We start from the raw sequence: 14,430 nt of genomic DNA, 5'->3' as shown, positions 1-14,430 counted from the left end.
ATGATGTGGAACGATGACGAGGAGCTGTTCGCGCTCGCGCGCGGGGAGCTGTACACCGCCGTGGTAGGCGATATCATGGATAAGATGGGGCTGCTGCACCAGTTCCTGCCGCCGCGGATCAAACCGCTGCGGAAGGATATGGTGGCCGTCGGGAGGGCGATGCCGGTGCTGGAGGCGGATGTGCCGCCGATCGCGGAACCCGCGGAGCGCAACCCGCTGCTCGGACGACCGTTCGGCCTGATGCTCGAGGCGCTCGACGACCTGCGCCCGAACGAGGTCTATGTCTGCAGCGGTGCATCGCCGTCGTACGCCCTGTGGGGCGAGCTGATGAGCGCGTGCGCGATTCAGCGCGGGGCGACCGGCGCGGTCGTAAACGGCTATTCGCGCGATACGCGCGGTATCCTGGCGCAGGACTTCCCCTGCTTCTCCTACGGGCGCTACGCCCAGGACCAGGCCCCGCGCGGCAAGGTCCTCGATTTCCGCGTCCCGCTGGAGATCGAGGGCGTGCGCGTGGCGGACGGCGATATCGTCTTCGGGGATATGGACGGTGTCTGCGTCGTTCCCCGCGAGATCGAAACCGAGGTGTTCGTCCGGGCGATCGAAAAGGCCCGCGGCGAAAAGACCGTGCTGAAGGCCATCCGGGGCGGAATGGGCGCCCGTGAGGCCTTCGATACGTACGGGATCATGTGATCCCGCAAACAGGAGATGCCATGAAAAAGACGATAAAAAAACTGACCGCCCTGACCGTCCTGCTGTCCGCACTGTCGCTGCCGGCCGCCGACTACAGCGACCCGGAGCAGGCCCCGCGCTGGCCGCATATGCCCTATGTCGTCACCGATCCCGGTCCGGAGTACGATGCGGAAAACCGCATGTTCGTCTGCTCGTTCGGGATCAGCGCCGCCCCCAACGGACGCCTGTGGGCGACGTGGGACTCGGGCGACACCGGCGAGGGCTGGAGCAATATCGTGATGCTGGCCACCAGCGGCGACGGCGGCCGCACGTGGTCCGATCCGCAGATGGTCATCGATCCGCCGTTCCGGGCCTCCTATGCCGGGCTCTGGATGGATCCGGACGACCGCATGTGGTTCACCTTCAGCATCTGGCCGATCCGCTATACGACTGATAACGCCGCGGATATGAAAAAGCGCTTCGACGATATCCGTTCCTACCGGACCTTTGTGCTCGAGAACCAGTGCCGCGGCATGCAGCTGTGGGCGATCACCACCGATAACCCCGGCGACCCGTCGCCGGAGTGGGATTCGCCGCAGCTTATCGCCACCGACTACGGCCACATGAACAAGCCGACCGTGCTCTCCGACGGCACCTGGGTCTGGCCGGTGGGTACGCTGACCCGTGCCGAGGGCGGTGGACGGCTGCCGTTCCGGCCGCTGTTTTCCACCGACAAGGGCAGGACCTTCGAGTTCCGCGGCCATGTGCCGATGCCCGAGGGGCGTAACTGCGACGAGAACCAGGTGGTGCAGCGCGAGGACGGTTCGCTGTGGCTGCTCAGCCGCATGAACTACGGCATCGGCGAGAGCTTTTCCCGCGACCAGGGAAAGACCTGGACCCCGATGGAGCCCTCCGACATCGAGCACACCGTCGCCCGCTTCTACATCGGCCGTCTGCAGTCCGGTAAGCTGCTGCTCGTCAAGCACGGAGAACCCGGCGAGAAAACCGGGCGGCGCGAGCGCCTGATGGCCTTCCTGTCCGACGACGACGGAGAGAGCTGGACCGGCGGCCTGATGATCGACGAGCGCTCCCATGTTTCCTACCCGGACGCCACGCAGGCCGACGACGGCACGATCTACGTGATCTACGACCGCGAGCGCCACCACGCGAAAGAAATCCTGATGGCGGCCTTCACCGAGCAGGACGTCGCGGCCGGCGAGCCGGTTTCCGGAAAGGCCCTCTTCCGGCAGGTGATCGACAAGGGGCTGGCCCGCAACCCGCGCCATCAGGGCGCCCGGGAGGCGACGCCGCAGTGGAAGCGGGACGAAAACCCGCCGCGCGACAACGCCGACGGAGCGGCGCTGCGCCGCTCACCCGTCGGCGCGTTCGCCGCGGGCGAAGTGCAGGTACTCGCGTTCGATCCGGGCGCGAAGCTCTTCACGGACCGCGGCTACGCGCTGTCCGAATGTCCCGAGGCGCTCAAGGGAGCCCGCTTCCTGCAGGTGCCGATCGACGGCGATAAATCGGTGACCGTTTCCCGGGCGGGGGTGGTCTATTTCGCCACGCCTTTGCCCGACCGCAATCCGAGCGGAAGCCAGTCGGCGAAGCTCGAAGCCCAGGGCTTCGAGAAAGTCGCGCTGTCCGAATTCAACCTCTTCGAGCACACGTCCTATCCCGCCAACCTGTGCTCGCTGTACCAGAAGACATGCGCGGCCGGAGAGGTGATCGAATTCGGAAAATGGGCCGTGCCGCTGTTCGCGGCTGAATGAGCGGTGCCGGGAAGGGCAGGTCGGCCGAGACCTGAAACCCTAGTAAAAAATCGGTCATTCGTGGGTCTTTATGGAAGGGTTCCCGGGAAAGGTGGGATGCGGTAGATCGGAGGGGGAGAGAGAATGGGATTCACCATGAAGGACATGAAGAGCATGAAGGGGTGAACATCATTCGTACTCGCACTCGTACTCGTACGCGTACTCGAAGCGCCGAAGGCGCGATCCCAAAAGATGAATGAGAAGAGCACAGGCAAAGAGATCGTGCGTTCTCTCTTACGTTCGTAGTAGGCCCGCAGGCCTGCGAAGCAGGGCCAGGGCCGTTATCTTTCACGCGCCTTGGCCCTTCGGGCGCGTGCGGCGCTACTACGAACTTCTTCACGCTCGTAGTAGGCCCGCAGGTCCGCGCAGCGGACAAGGGCCGTTATCTTCACGCGTCTTGGCCCTCCGGGCCTTGCGGCGCTACTACGAACGGTTGTCGTCTCCCATCCCGACCCCGGCATCCTCTGTGACCGCTGTGGTGAATCCCATTCTCTTCCCGGGAACCCTTCCATAAAAATCCACCCATAGCCCCTTTTCAACTTGATCCGTCGGCCGCGATTCATTATCAGTGTATATTATCTTTTCGTATGTTATATAATATGCAATAGTATATAAGGGGGGTGAAATGGATCGGTTCAGGGAGCTGCTGGCCGGGCAGCGGATTATCGCGGTGCTGGTGATCGACGAGGCGACGGATGCGGTCCCTCTGGCGGAGACGCTGCTCGAGGGCGGGGTGGGGGCGATGGAGCTGACGCTGCGCACGCCGGCCGCGCTCGAGGCGATGTCCGTGATTCGTGAACGCGTTCCTGAGATCCTGGTGGGGGCGGGTACGGTACTTACGCGGGAGCAGGTGCGCCGGGTCGGGGATGCGGGGGCGGCCTTTGCCGTCGCTCCCGGACTCAACCGCGACGTCATGGAAGAAGCGGCCTCGGCGGAACTCCCGTTCGCGCCGGGCGTCATGACCCCGTCGGAGATTGAGGCGGCCGTGGAGCTGGGGTGCCGCACGCTGAAGTTCTTTCCGGCCGAACCCTGCGGCGGACTCAAGTATCTCAAATCGGCCGCCGGACCGTACAAGCACCTCGACCTGCAGTTCATCCCGCTGGGCGGGCTCAACCAGGACAACCTGCCGGGCTGGCTGGAAAGCCCCCTGATCTGCGCGGTCGGGGGATCGTGGATCGCCCCGCGCGACCTGATCCGTGAACACCGCTGGGAGGAGATCGGGAAACGGGCCGCCGCCGCGGCGGCCGTGGCCTGAGCGAAAAAGGAAAGGCGCCGCATTCGGAGAACACGCCCTGCCGGAGATGCAAAAGATGACGCACAACAGAAAGGAAAGCAGAAGCATGAAGCCGGTTGTCGGATTCGGAGAGATAATGGGGCGGTTGGCCCCGGAGGGATTCTACCGCTTCAGCCAGAGCTGCCCGGGCCGGCTGGACCTTACGTTTGCGGGCGCGGAGGCCAACGTGGCAGCGTCGATCGCCATGCTGGGCGGATCGTCCGCTTACGTCACCGCCCTGCCGGACCACGCGATCGCCGACGCCTGCGTCCGCTCGCTGAAGGCGCTGGACGTCGAAACCCGGCACATCGTGCGAACGGACTCCGGCCGTCTCGGACTGTACTTCGTCGAGACCGGCGCCAATCAGCGGCCGAGCAACGTGATCTACGACCGCGAACACTCGGCGGTGTCGCGGACCCCCGCCGACGCCTATGACTGGGACGCGATTTTCGCGGACGCCGGCTGGCTGCACATTTCCGGCATCACGCCGGCGCTCTCGCGCTGCGCGGCCGAGGCGTCGCTCGCCGCCGTGCGCGGGGCGAAGGAGGCCGGACTGACGGTTTCGTGCGATCTCAACTTCCGCAAAAAACTCTGGAAATGGGACGAAACCCTGTCGCCGCGTGAGCTGGCCGGGCGGACGATGCGCGACATCCTTCCGTTTGTGGATGTGGTGATCGGCAACGAGGGTGATGCCGAGGACGTGCTCGGCATTCGCGCCGGGGACTCGGACGTCGAGTCGGGGGAACTGGCGATCGACAAGTATCCCGAGGTGGCCGGTCAAATCGCCGGGCAGTTCCCGAACGTGCGCAAGGTCGCGATTACCCTGCGCGAGAGCATCTCCGCCAGCCACAACAACTGGGGCGCGATGCTCTACGACACCGAAAGCGAACAGGCGGTGTTCGCGCCGATGAGGGACGGGGAATACCGCCCCTATGAAATCCGCAACATCGTCGACCGCGTCGGCGGCGGCGATTCCTTCGCGGCCGGACTGATCTTCGCGCTCCACAGCGGGGAATATACTGAGCATGCCGACGCCATCGCCTTTGCCGTGGCCGCCTCCTGCCTGGCCCACTCGATCAAGGGCGACTGGAATCACAGCCGTCGCGCGGAGGTCGAGGCGCTGATGCGCGGCAGCGGGTCGGGGAGGGTGGTGCGATGAGGATGTTTGCGACGGGCGTCGCGTTCGCGGTCCTGTTCGGCGCGGGATGTGTTTCGAATTTTTCACCCACGGAGTCCGAAATGAAGATCGGCTATACGACCCAGAACTTCATCCCGACGGTGTCGGTTTCGGTCGAGACCGCCCGCCGGCAGCTGGATATAGCGCGCGAACTCGAGTTGTCGTGGATCGAGTTGCGCGACCCGGACGCAACGCTGTCGAAGGCCGACTGCGAACGGATTGCCGCCGACGCCCGCGAGCGGGGGCTGGAGGTCCTGTATTCCATGCAGCGCGGTCTGCTGGCCGAAGACTTCAAACCGGTGTTCGAACGGGCGCTGGTCAACGCCGCCTGCTTCGAGGGGCCCAGCCGGATGCGGGTACTGGCGCTGCTCGGGGAAGGCGACACCGGCTGGAGCCGGGCGGAGTTTGAACAGGTGCTGGCTTCTGCGCGCTGGGCCGCGGAAAAGGCGCAGGCGAAGGGACGCCGGCTGATGATCGAGAATGCCGACGTCGTGCTCGAAGGAAGCGCGGACGGCGTCATCGGGATGCGTCGGCTGCTGGACGAACTGGATCCCGCGGTCGAACTGCAGCTCGATACCGGCAACCTGTTCACCGGCGATCATCCCGCCTCGCCGGAAGAGGCCGCCGCGTTCATCCGGCGCTATGCCGACCGGATTTCGTATCTGCACCTCAAGTCCGCCCGCGACGGCGAGGCCCTGCCGGTCCTCGACGGCAATCCGCTGTCGTTTGAAAAAATCGCCGATCTTTTGGGCGACCGCGCGGAACCCGTGTATGCCGCCATGGAACTCAACTCCGGATCCGCGTCGGAGGAGCAGGTTGTCGAAAATATGAGGCACAGTCTGAAGCACCTCGAGGGAACGGGATGCATCGATCCGCGTTGATCAATGGAAGAAATGACCAAAATTAAGAGAGCTCCAGTCGCAGCCTGCCTGATCCTGATCGGCTCAGTTATCTTTGCCTCTCCCGCATACGCCGATTCCGGCGCTTCGCTTCAATTCCGCGGGAAGGGCGAGGTCGCCCGCTTCGAACCGGGCGTCAAACTCTTCACCGACCGCGGCTACACGCTCACCGACCAGGTGCCGGAGGACCTGCACGGCCTGCCGTTCCTGCGCAACGGCATCGCTCAGCCGGAGGACTGGCTCGTGCTGGATCCGGGGTCGCTGACGGTGTTGACGCCGGTGCCCGGTGCCAAATACGGATCGCAGGCCGAGGCGCTGGAAGCGGCCGGGTTCGAGCGGGTGCCCGACTCCGCCTCGTTTCAGTTGTTCGGCGACGAGGCGTGGAACCGGGTGGCCGCCTACCGCAAACAGGTCCGCACGGGGGAGCGATTCGTATTCAACAAGTTTGTCGTGGCGGTGGGGCTCGGGGAGGCCATTCAATACGAAGAGAAACCCTGGAGCGCAAATACCGGCGAACGGCTCTACAACGGCATCCGGCTGCCCGAGGAATGGCCGCCGCGGAATATCGATCCTTCGGACACCAGCCCGATGCCGGTGCCGTACCTCGACCATCCGCCGGAGGTCATCCCGATCGACGTCGGCCGCCAGCTCTTTATCGACGACTTCCTGATCGCGGAGACCTCGCTCGAACGGACCTTCCACCGGCCCGAGAAATACGCGGGCAACCCGGTGCTCAAGCCCGAGACGCCGGTCGAGCGGGGCGAGGTCGAGCCGGAGGGGCACTCCAAACCGTCCGGACACGGCAACGCCGGGGCGGTCCCGAAGAGCGGCGGGTGCTGGTGGGATCCGGACGCCGGGCACTTCAAACTCTGGTACGAGACCTCGTGGTTCGGGCCGATCGCCCTAGTGACCAGCCGCGACGGGATTCACTGGGAACGTCCGAACTATGATGTGTGGCCCGAGCAGGGTAATCTCGTTCATCCCGAAGGAATTACCCCGGACTCCTGGACGGTGGTTCGCAACTGGGACGCTGCGCGACCGGCGGAGAAATGGACGCTCTTCATCCAGCCGCCCGGCAAGCCGCAACCCGGATTCTGTCTGACCTCGGCGGACGGCATCCACTGGGACCGGCGGACCGAATCCGGCACGGCGGGCGATCGCAGCACCCACTTCTATAATCCCTTCCGCCAAAAATGGGTCTACAGCATCCGCGCCGGATTTCCCGGACGCGGCCGCGCACGCAAATACTACGAATGCGACGACTTCGTCGCGGGCGCACAGCGGACGGACGCAGAGGAAGTCCCGTGGTTGACCGCCGACGAGAACGACGGCGACATGCTCGACGAGGATCGGGGCGTAAAGGTGGATTACCTCACCGGACGTCCCGCCCAGCTCTACAACTTCGACGCGGTGGCCTACGAGAGCATCATGCTCGGCCAGTTCCAGCTCCACTGGGGGCCGCCGAACGAGATCTGCCACAAAGCGGGCCTGCCGAAGATCACCGAGCTGCAGTTCGCCTACAGCCGCGACGGCTTCCACTTCCACCGCCCGGACCGCCGAGTCCATATCCCCGCCGAACGCCACGATGCCTGGGCCCGCGGGTATGTGCAGTCGCTGGGGAATGTGTGTACGATCATGGGCGACAAGCTCTTTTTCTACTACACCGGTTACCGGGGAAAACCGGGCAATAGGATGGGTACTTACGATAACAGCGCGACCGGTCTCGCCGTTTTGCGCCGCGACGGGTTCGCCTCAATGGACGCCGGGGCGGATCCCGGCACACTGACCACCCGCCCGGTCACCTTTTCCGGCAAACGCCTCTTCGTGAATGTCGATGCGCCCGGCGGTCGCCTGCGCGCCGCCGTGCTCGACGAGAACGGCGAGCCGATCCCCCCGTTCACCCTCGAGAACTGCAAACCGCTCTCCGTCGACAGCACGCTCGCGGCGGTCAGATGGAAGGGCGGCGCCGATCTCTCGGAACTGGCCGACACACCCGTCCGCTTCCAATTCGAGCTGACCGACGGCTCACTCTACGCGTTCTGGGTCAGCCGGGACCGTTCCGGCCGCAGCGACGGCTACCTCGCCGGCGGCGGCCCCGGCTACACCGGGGCGACGGACACCGTGGGCCGCGCGGCGCTGGAGCCGTGAGAAAGAACACGGCGCCCCTGGAATCGAGATCGGCGCCCGCCGTGAGGACGGGAAGGACATGAAGTGTGATCGGGCCGGGGGAGGGCACGGATAGCACGGATGTGGATTAAAATCGGTGTCGGGATCGGAATCGGGATCGAGATTCACCACAGATCAAAGTGAACAAAGAGAATACAAAGTGAATAGAAAAACGCGGTGTCCTCAATGACCTGAAGAGAGTGAGCACGGGAACGATGTTTGATCGCAAAAATGCGTGGGCCTGGGCGGTGATCGTTATCGCGATCGTCGCGCTGGCGTGGATGAACTGGCAGCGTCGCGCGGCGGGCGGGAGCTTTCCGCAACGGCCGGTGACCCTGATCTGTCCGTTTTCGCCCGGCGGCGGCACGGACCTGCTCTCGCGCAAGCTGGCGCACGAGGCGGAGAAGCGGCTCGGCGTGCCGGTGCTGGTGAGCAACCTGACCGGCGGGGGCGGGGCGATCGGTCACGCCGCCGGTCGGGTGGCGCCCGTGGACGGCTACACGGTGCTGATGACCACGTTCGAGCTGATCTCCCTCCCGGTGCAGGGGCTCGCGCCGTTTACCCATGAGGACTTCGATCTGCTGATGCTGCTGAACATGGACCCCGCCGCAGTGGCGGTGCGCAGCGATCATCCGGCGCAGACGCTGGAGGAATTCGTGCGCGGGGCGAAGACGGGCGAGCCGCCGAGTATCGGGAACTCCGGGGCGGGCGCGGTGTGGCACCTCGCGGCCGCGATGCTGGCCGATCGCACGGACATGCCGGCGGTGCACGTCCCGTTCAACGGTGCCTCCCAGGCCATCACCTCACTCATCGGCGGGCATATCGATGCGGTCACCGTCAGTCCCGCCGAATTGAAGACTTACGTGGAGTCCGGCCAGGTCCGGCTGCTGGGGGTCATGAGCGACGGGCGGCTGGAGGGATTCCCGGACACGCCCACCTGCCGCGAGCAGGGCTACGACCTGGTGTTCGGCACCTGGCGCGGGCTGGCGCTGCCCGAGGGCGTGCCGCCCGACCGGCGCGCCGTGCTCGCCGGGACGTTTCGCGCGGTCGCCGAATCCGACGCGTTCGAGACCTTCGCCGCGCAGTCGGGCATGAATCTGCATGTCGCGGGTCACGAGGACTTCCGGGCCCTCGCGGAACGCCAGTCCGAAGAGGTGGCCCGGACCATGCGTAAACTGGGGCTGGTGGAATGAAGCGGCGAACGACGATTGAACGTATGGCGTATCTCGTCGTGTTGATCATCGGGGCCGGAACCGTCGGGCTCTCGCTGACCTTTCCGCGTCCGGAGGACGCCCATTCGGGACCGGGCAGCTTCCCGCTCTTTCTGGGCGTGCTGCTCGCGGCGCTGGCGCTGGGCGGACTGATCGGGACGCTGAGGAATCCGCCGGAGTCCGGCGCGGCGGAGGAGGCGGGGGACGGGCGGCGCCTCCCGCTGCTGGGCGGACTGACGGCGCTGTACCTGGTGCTGATGCCCTGGCTGGGGTTTATCAGTTCGACTGCGCTGCTCTTCGCGGCCGCGCTGCGTGTGCTGGGTTACCGTAACCCCGTGCGGGCCCTCGCGGCCGGGTTCATCGCCGCCTTTGTACTGTACGCCGTCTTCGAACGCCTGATGAACGTGGCCCTGCCGGAAGGATGGATAGGCTGATGATGGAGATCATGACAGGCTCGCTCGATCTGATGCTCGTGCCCGCCGTATGGATCTGTCTGCTGGCGGGAGTCGTCTCCGGGATGCTGGTCGGCGCGGTGCCGGGGCTCTCCGCCACGATGGGGGTCGCGCTGCTGGTGCCGTTCACGTTCGAACTCGACATCATGCCGGCCATCGCGCTGCTGGTGGGCATCTACTGCGGCGCGATCTACGGCGGGACCGTGCCCGCGATCCTCTTCCGCACCCCCGGGACGCCCGCCTCGGCGGCCACGCTGATGGACGGCTATCCCATGATGCAGCGCGGCGAGGCCGGCCGGGCGCTGGCGCTGTCCGCCTGGTCGGCGCTGATCGGCGGGGTGATCGGGACGCTGCTGCTGATCTTCCTCACGCCGCAGATCTCGCGCTTCGCGCTCAGTTTCGGACCGGCCGAGTTCTTCGCGCTGGCCGTGCTGGGGCTCTCGCTGATCACCGCGCTCTCGGGCGAATCACTGCTCAAGGGGGCCATCGCCACCCTGGCGGGACTGCTCTGCGCGACGGTGGGCATGGACCCCGTCTCCGGCTACCCGCGCTTCCTGTTCGGAAGTGTCAGCCTGATGGAGGGCATGCCGTTCATCCCGGTACTGATCGGGCTTTTTGCGATAGCCGAGGTCTTTTCTCCGGACCGCGGCGCACCGCAACTTCCGGCCGGAAAGAAGATGAAACTCTTCGAGCTGCCGCACGGGCGCGACATGAAGCGCTGCGGATGGATGAACCTCAAGGCCTCGCTGATCGGGACCTTTACGGGCAGCACGCCCGGGGCCGGGGCGGATATCGCGGCCTTTCTCTGTTACAGCGCGGCGAATCAGCAGTCCAAGCCGGACGACCGCTACGGGGACGGCGAGCCGAAGGGGATCGCCGCGGCGGAATCGGGCAAGACCGCCGCCACCTCCGGGGCCATGATCCCGCTGCTCTCGCTGGGCATTCCGGGCGACTCGGTGACCGCCGTGCTGATCGGGGCCTTTATTCTGCACGGCATCCAGCCCGGCCCGCTGCTGTTCCAGGATCACGGTCCGCTGGCGTATTCTATCCTGGCCATCATGCTCTTCGCCCACCTGGCCGTGTTCGTGACCGCCCTCTCGACCGCGCGGCTGGTCATGGGCGCGCTCAAAATCGATCGCCGTTTCCTGAACGCCGGCATCCTGCTGCTCTCGCTTATGGGGGCCTACGCCCTGCGCGCCAATCCGGTCGATTGCTGGGTCGCGCTCGGATTCGGCGTCCTGGGCGTCGGGATGCGCAAAACGGGATTTCCCGCCGCCCCGTTCCTGCTGGCGCTGATTCTGGGAGGCATGGCCGAGACCAACCTGCGCCGCGCGCTGGTGCTGGGGGAGGGGAGCTACGCCTTTTTCGGCGGGCGCCCGATCGCCCTGACCCTGCTCCTGCTGGCTGCGTTCTTTGTCGCCCTGACCCTCTGGAAGCGCAGAAAAGCCGCATAGCCGCGTCCTTTTTTATTGGTTATTCTTGGATTTTTTTTTGGAAGGGCTCCCGGGAAAGGTGGGATGCGGGATATCGGAGTGAGAGAGAGAACGGAATTCACCATGAAGGACATGAAGAGCATGAAGGGGTGAACATAATTCGTACTCTTACTCGTACTCGTACGCGTACTCGGAGCGCCGAAGGCGCGATCCCAAAAGAGGAATAAGAAGAGCACAGGCAAAGAAATCGTGCGCGCTCTCTTACGTTCGTAGTAGGCCCGCAGGTCCGCGCAGCGGAAAAAGTTCGTAGTAGGCCCGCAGGCCTGCGAAGCAGGGCCAGGGCCGTTATCTTTCACGCGCCTGGCCTGCCGGGGGGCAGGCGTGCGGCGCTACTACGAACGATACCACGCGCCTTGGCCCTCCGGGCCTTGCGGCGCTGCTACGAACGTTTGTCGTCTCCCATCCCGACCCCGGCATCCTCTGTGACCGCTGTGGTGAATCCCCATCCCGCCTCTTCCCCGAACGGCTCCACCACAAAAATCTGCGAAGAACCTTTTTATTCGAGATCGGCCGGATCCTTCTTCCGGCCGGAGGCGCTGCGCGATGCGGCGGTGGAGGATTCCGATGCCGTGCAAGAGTGTCGGGCCTTAATCTTACTCTTCATTGAGCAGAGAGACGCGCGTACGCGTCAGTCTGCGGCGGCTGGTTTCCTTGATCCCGCGACCGAGTCGCCACAGGACCGGGCGGGGACGGAGGGGGCGGTAGACGAGCCGGAGGTGCGGGACCACGTCGGCGCCGAGATAGTCCTTGAACTGCGCCAGGCTGATCAGCGGCGATCCGCCGAGGTTGCAGGCCAGGGGTTCGCCCCACTGCTGCAGCCAGTGCTGTGCGGCATGCCAGTAGAGGGCCGGGACGATCGTATTGCCTTTGCGGGAGGTGTCGTAGCCGCAGCGCCAGAGGTAGATCGTGCGGTCCTCCTCGCTCACCAGGACGATGACCGCGCCGCACAGCGCGCCGTTTTCGTCCCACGCGCCGTAGACCGCGCCCACGTCGTGGTCCCAGAGCCACTGCAGGCGGTCCTGCAGGTCGCGGCTCCACTGCTCGCCCGGCAGCCAGTCGAACTTCTGCATCAGCCGTTTGTAGAGGGGTACGAACCCCTCCGCCACGTCGTCGGATGTGAGCAGGCCGAAACGGAGGGACTCGTCGGCGCGGCGGATCAGCCTTCGGCGCTCCCGGTTCATCTTCATAAAGACGTCGTCCGGGTTTCCGAAATGCCAGATGTGGGTGTAGAGGGTCTGGAGCTCGAACCCGGCGTACCAGAGCCCGCGCGCGTCGACAAAGCGCGGATGCCCCTCGGCCTCGATCAGGTGCAGCTCCCGGGTCTGGGCCTGCGCCAGCGCGTGCAGCACGTCCAGTCGTTCGCGGCAGACGTGGACGGAGCCGGTCTCGAGGTCGGGGGCGAGCATGGGGCCGGCGTAGAAGAATTCGAAGTAGGTCGACGCCCGGATGCCCATGCGCTGCATGGTCGGCAAAGCCCAGCCTCCGCGCAGCGCGCCGGCGTCGTCGAACACCCCCACGCGCCGGAAGCGGATGCCCAGCGAGTCGGTCTCCTCCAGCATGCGGAGACAGTCGCTGCGCAGGAAGCGGTTGGCGGTGGGAGAGGACGCCACCAGGGCGTCCCAGGCCTCGTCCTCGTGCGGTTCCACGACGCGGGCCGCGATCCCGGAACCGTTCGAACCCATGACGGTATCTCGCTTCCTCCGGCGCCGGCCGGTCGATGTACCTCTCGTATGGTCGTTCAGCCGCATACTAGCGTCCGGTCCGTTCAGGGCAAGCGCGGGGCGCCGTATTTTTTGCCGGCGGTTCCGGCAGACGCCGGGTTAGGCGGGGTCGCCGACGATGTAGAGGATCGCTTTTGTGTAGGGGTCGTTACGGTCGAGTATTTTTTTGTAGATCAGTTTCCAGGCCTTTTTCATAGCTATTGAGCGGACGAAATTACCGCGGTAGCTGCCGACTTCGAATTGACTTCGTTTCACCTTCTCGCGTTTCCAGAACGGTGCCGCGTCGTATTCGATCCAGCCGGCCATAAGGCTGGCGACCGCATAGCAGAGCTCAGACCGGGTTACATCGGCTTCCTTGAGATCCTTCGCCGAGATGTCGTGGAACTTCAGTGGATCGCCCTCTCCCTCAGGCATATCCAGCCAGGTTTGGACCAGGGAACTCGCATTGGCCCGGCGGTTGCTGCTGCGGTGTGCCTCCATGGCCATGACGGTTGTGCAGAGCAGCGAGAGAAGAGACAGAGCCACTGCAACCAGTGAGAATAAGGGTGCGCATTGTTCCATAGGATACCTCCTTATGTGATAGGGGTGGAGCCAGCCACGTCCAATTTCAGGGAACGACCGGGACCCTGGTGGCTGAAACGGTCGGCGGGATTCCCTTTAAGGGCGCGATTGCTCCTTCCACCCGTGGTTCCCGTGTTCGTCATCATAATCGTACTCGTACGCGTAATCGCTCCCTGCCTTTTCTACTCCAGACCCGCCCGCCGGCAGGCGGGAGCGGGCCCTCTTTGGCAACGCGCCGTCTGTCGCCCCGTCTCAACCATAAAGAGCACGGAATCCCGGATTCCCTCCAGATCATCGTCCGATCAGAGATCGGGATTGCGATTTCGACGATTATCATGCCGTCAGGGGCTCGGTCTCTGCGGAGATCTTGCTCAGACGGGCGGCTGTTCTCCGCCGCTCAGATAGGCCCTGAAAGGCGCGTCTTTCAATTGTCAGGTTCAGGTGATTGTTCTGCGAGTTCCTGTTTATTTATTGTCCCGGGCAGAAATGCCGCCATCAGACTGCCGGCAGTGAAGAAGAGTATTCCGAATCCCGGAAGGAACCATGATTGTCCTTTCACGCCGGGTTCCAGCAGACATTCTTCTGGATTGCCGGGCATGTAATGCACGGTAACGCTCTTGCCTTTCGGGTAACGGTTTACTATGCGGCGAGCACGGGACGGGCTGCTGGAACTGTAGTCTCCGTACGCAACACGGTCACCATTGAAGAGGGTGTCTTCAACGGTGAATTCATACATTATTTCCGCATGATAGGTCGTGCTGCTCCCCCCCTTGCGTCCGCTGCTGCGACGGCGTTCAACAGAAGACTCTACCACTTTGCCTTGAGTGGAAGGCCAGTCCACACTGGCTTTGGCCCTGATGAGACCGCGTATGCCAAGGAAGGCAGTGCCGGCTCCTATGACAACAAAAACGAGGGGGAATATCCGTGAGAAAAAGAATTTTTTCCCGGGCGACATTTTCCTTGATGATGATGTTCTCATTATTCTCCTTTCAGTTCGGAA

The 14,430-nt window shown here is 64.5% G+C and carries 12 protein-coding genes; 9 read left to right on the top strand and 3 right to left on the bottom strand.

Features of this window, described 5'->3' with window-relative positions:
• The 9 genes from L21SP4_RS08215 (at position 1) to L21SP4_RS08175 (ending at position 11,109) form a co-directional block, all read left to right on the top strand.
• Complete coding sequence (locus tag L21SP4_RS08215) at positions 1-690, top strand: RraA family protein (protein ID WP_096335071.1); 690 nt, start codon at positions 1-3, stop codon at positions 688-690.
• A 20-nt stretch (positions 691-710) separates the two neighbouring features.
• A complete protein-coding gene (locus tag L21SP4_RS08210) occupies positions 711-2,438 on the top strand; it encodes a sialidase family protein (RefSeq protein ID WP_052882200.1) in 1,728 nt (575 codons plus the stop codon).
• Between the two features lie 664 nt (positions 2,439-3,102).
• Positions 3,103-3,732 carry a bifunctional 4-hydroxy-2-oxoglutarate aldolase/2-dehydro-3-deoxy-phosphogluconate aldolase gene (locus L21SP4_RS08205; RefSeq protein ID WP_052882199.1) on the top strand — a complete coding sequence of 210 codons (630 nt, stop codon included), beginning with the start codon at positions 3,103-3,105 and terminating at the stop codon, positions 3,730-3,732.
• A gap of 85 nt (positions 3,733-3,817) precedes the next feature.
• Positions 3,818-4,909, top strand: a complete 1,092-nt coding sequence (locus tag L21SP4_RS08200; protein WP_052883000.1) for a sugar kinase — start codon at positions 3,818-3,820, stop codon at positions 4,907-4,909.
• Between the two features lie 80 nt (positions 4,910-4,989).
• On the top strand, positions 4,990-5,808 hold the full coding sequence (locus L21SP4_RS08195) for a sugar phosphate isomerase/epimerase family protein (RefSeq protein WP_160300758.1): 819 nt from the start codon (positions 4,990-4,992) through the stop codon (positions 5,806-5,808).
• A 12-nt stretch (positions 5,809-5,820) separates the two neighbouring features.
• Positions 5,821-7,974, top strand: a complete 2,154-nt coding sequence (locus L21SP4_RS08190; protein ID WP_144413804.1) for a glycosyl hydrolase family 32 — start codon at positions 5,821-5,823, stop codon at positions 7,972-7,974.
• 233 nt (positions 7,975-8,207) lie between these two features.
• Positions 8,208-9,185 (top strand): tripartite tricarboxylate transporter substrate binding protein, encoded by a 978-nt coding sequence (locus L21SP4_RS08185; protein WP_052882196.1) that lies wholly within the window; start codon positions 8,208-8,210, stop codon positions 9,183-9,185.
• On the top strand, positions 9,182-9,637 hold the full coding sequence (locus L21SP4_RS08180; protein WP_082116642.1) for a tripartite tricarboxylate transporter TctB family protein: 456 nt from the start codon (positions 9,182-9,184) through the stop codon (positions 9,635-9,637). Before L21SP4_RS08185 ends, L21SP4_RS08180 begins: the two co-directional genes overlap by 4 nt.
• Positions 9,625-11,109 carry a tripartite tricarboxylate transporter permease gene (locus L21SP4_RS08175; protein ID WP_096335070.1) on the top strand — a complete coding sequence of 495 codons (1,485 nt, stop codon included), beginning with the start codon at positions 9,625-9,627 and terminating at the stop codon, positions 11,107-11,109. Before L21SP4_RS08180 ends, L21SP4_RS08175 begins: the two co-directional genes overlap by 13 nt.
• A 632-nt stretch (positions 11,110-11,741) precedes the next feature.
• Here the strand turns inward: L21SP4_RS08175 and L21SP4_RS08170 are convergent.
• The 3 genes from L21SP4_RS08170 to L21SP4_RS12440 all read right to left on the bottom strand — a co-directional run bounded on the left by L21SP4_RS08170 (position 11,742) and on the right by L21SP4_RS12440 (position 14,409).
• Entirely contained in the window at positions 11,742-12,830 is a 1,089-nt protein-coding gene (locus L21SP4_RS08170; RefSeq protein ID WP_052882193.1) for a GNAT family N-acetyltransferase, read from the bottom strand.
• Positions 12,831-12,968: 138 nt separating this feature from the next.
• Positions 12,969-13,430 (bottom strand): hypothetical protein, encoded by a 462-nt coding sequence (locus L21SP4_RS08165; RefSeq protein ID WP_052882192.1) that lies wholly within the window; start codon positions 13,428-13,430, stop codon positions 12,969-12,971.
• A gap of 424 nt (positions 13,431-13,854) precedes the next feature.
• Positions 13,855-14,409, bottom strand: a complete 555-nt coding sequence (locus L21SP4_RS12440) for a DUF3592 domain-containing protein (RefSeq protein ID WP_082116641.1) — start codon at positions 14,407-14,409, stop codon at positions 13,855-13,857.
• Positions 14,410-14,430: the final 21 nt, after the last annotated feature.

This window comes from Kiritimatiella glycovorans, from assembly GCF_001017655.1.
Taxonomy (GTDB): Bacteria; Verrucomicrobiota; Kiritimatiellia; order Kiritimatiellales; family Kiritimatiellaceae; genus Kiritimatiella; species Kiritimatiella glycovorans.
The sequence above is the reverse complement of the archived record's forward strand: the minus strand, read 5'-3'. Positions and strand labels throughout refer to the sequence as shown.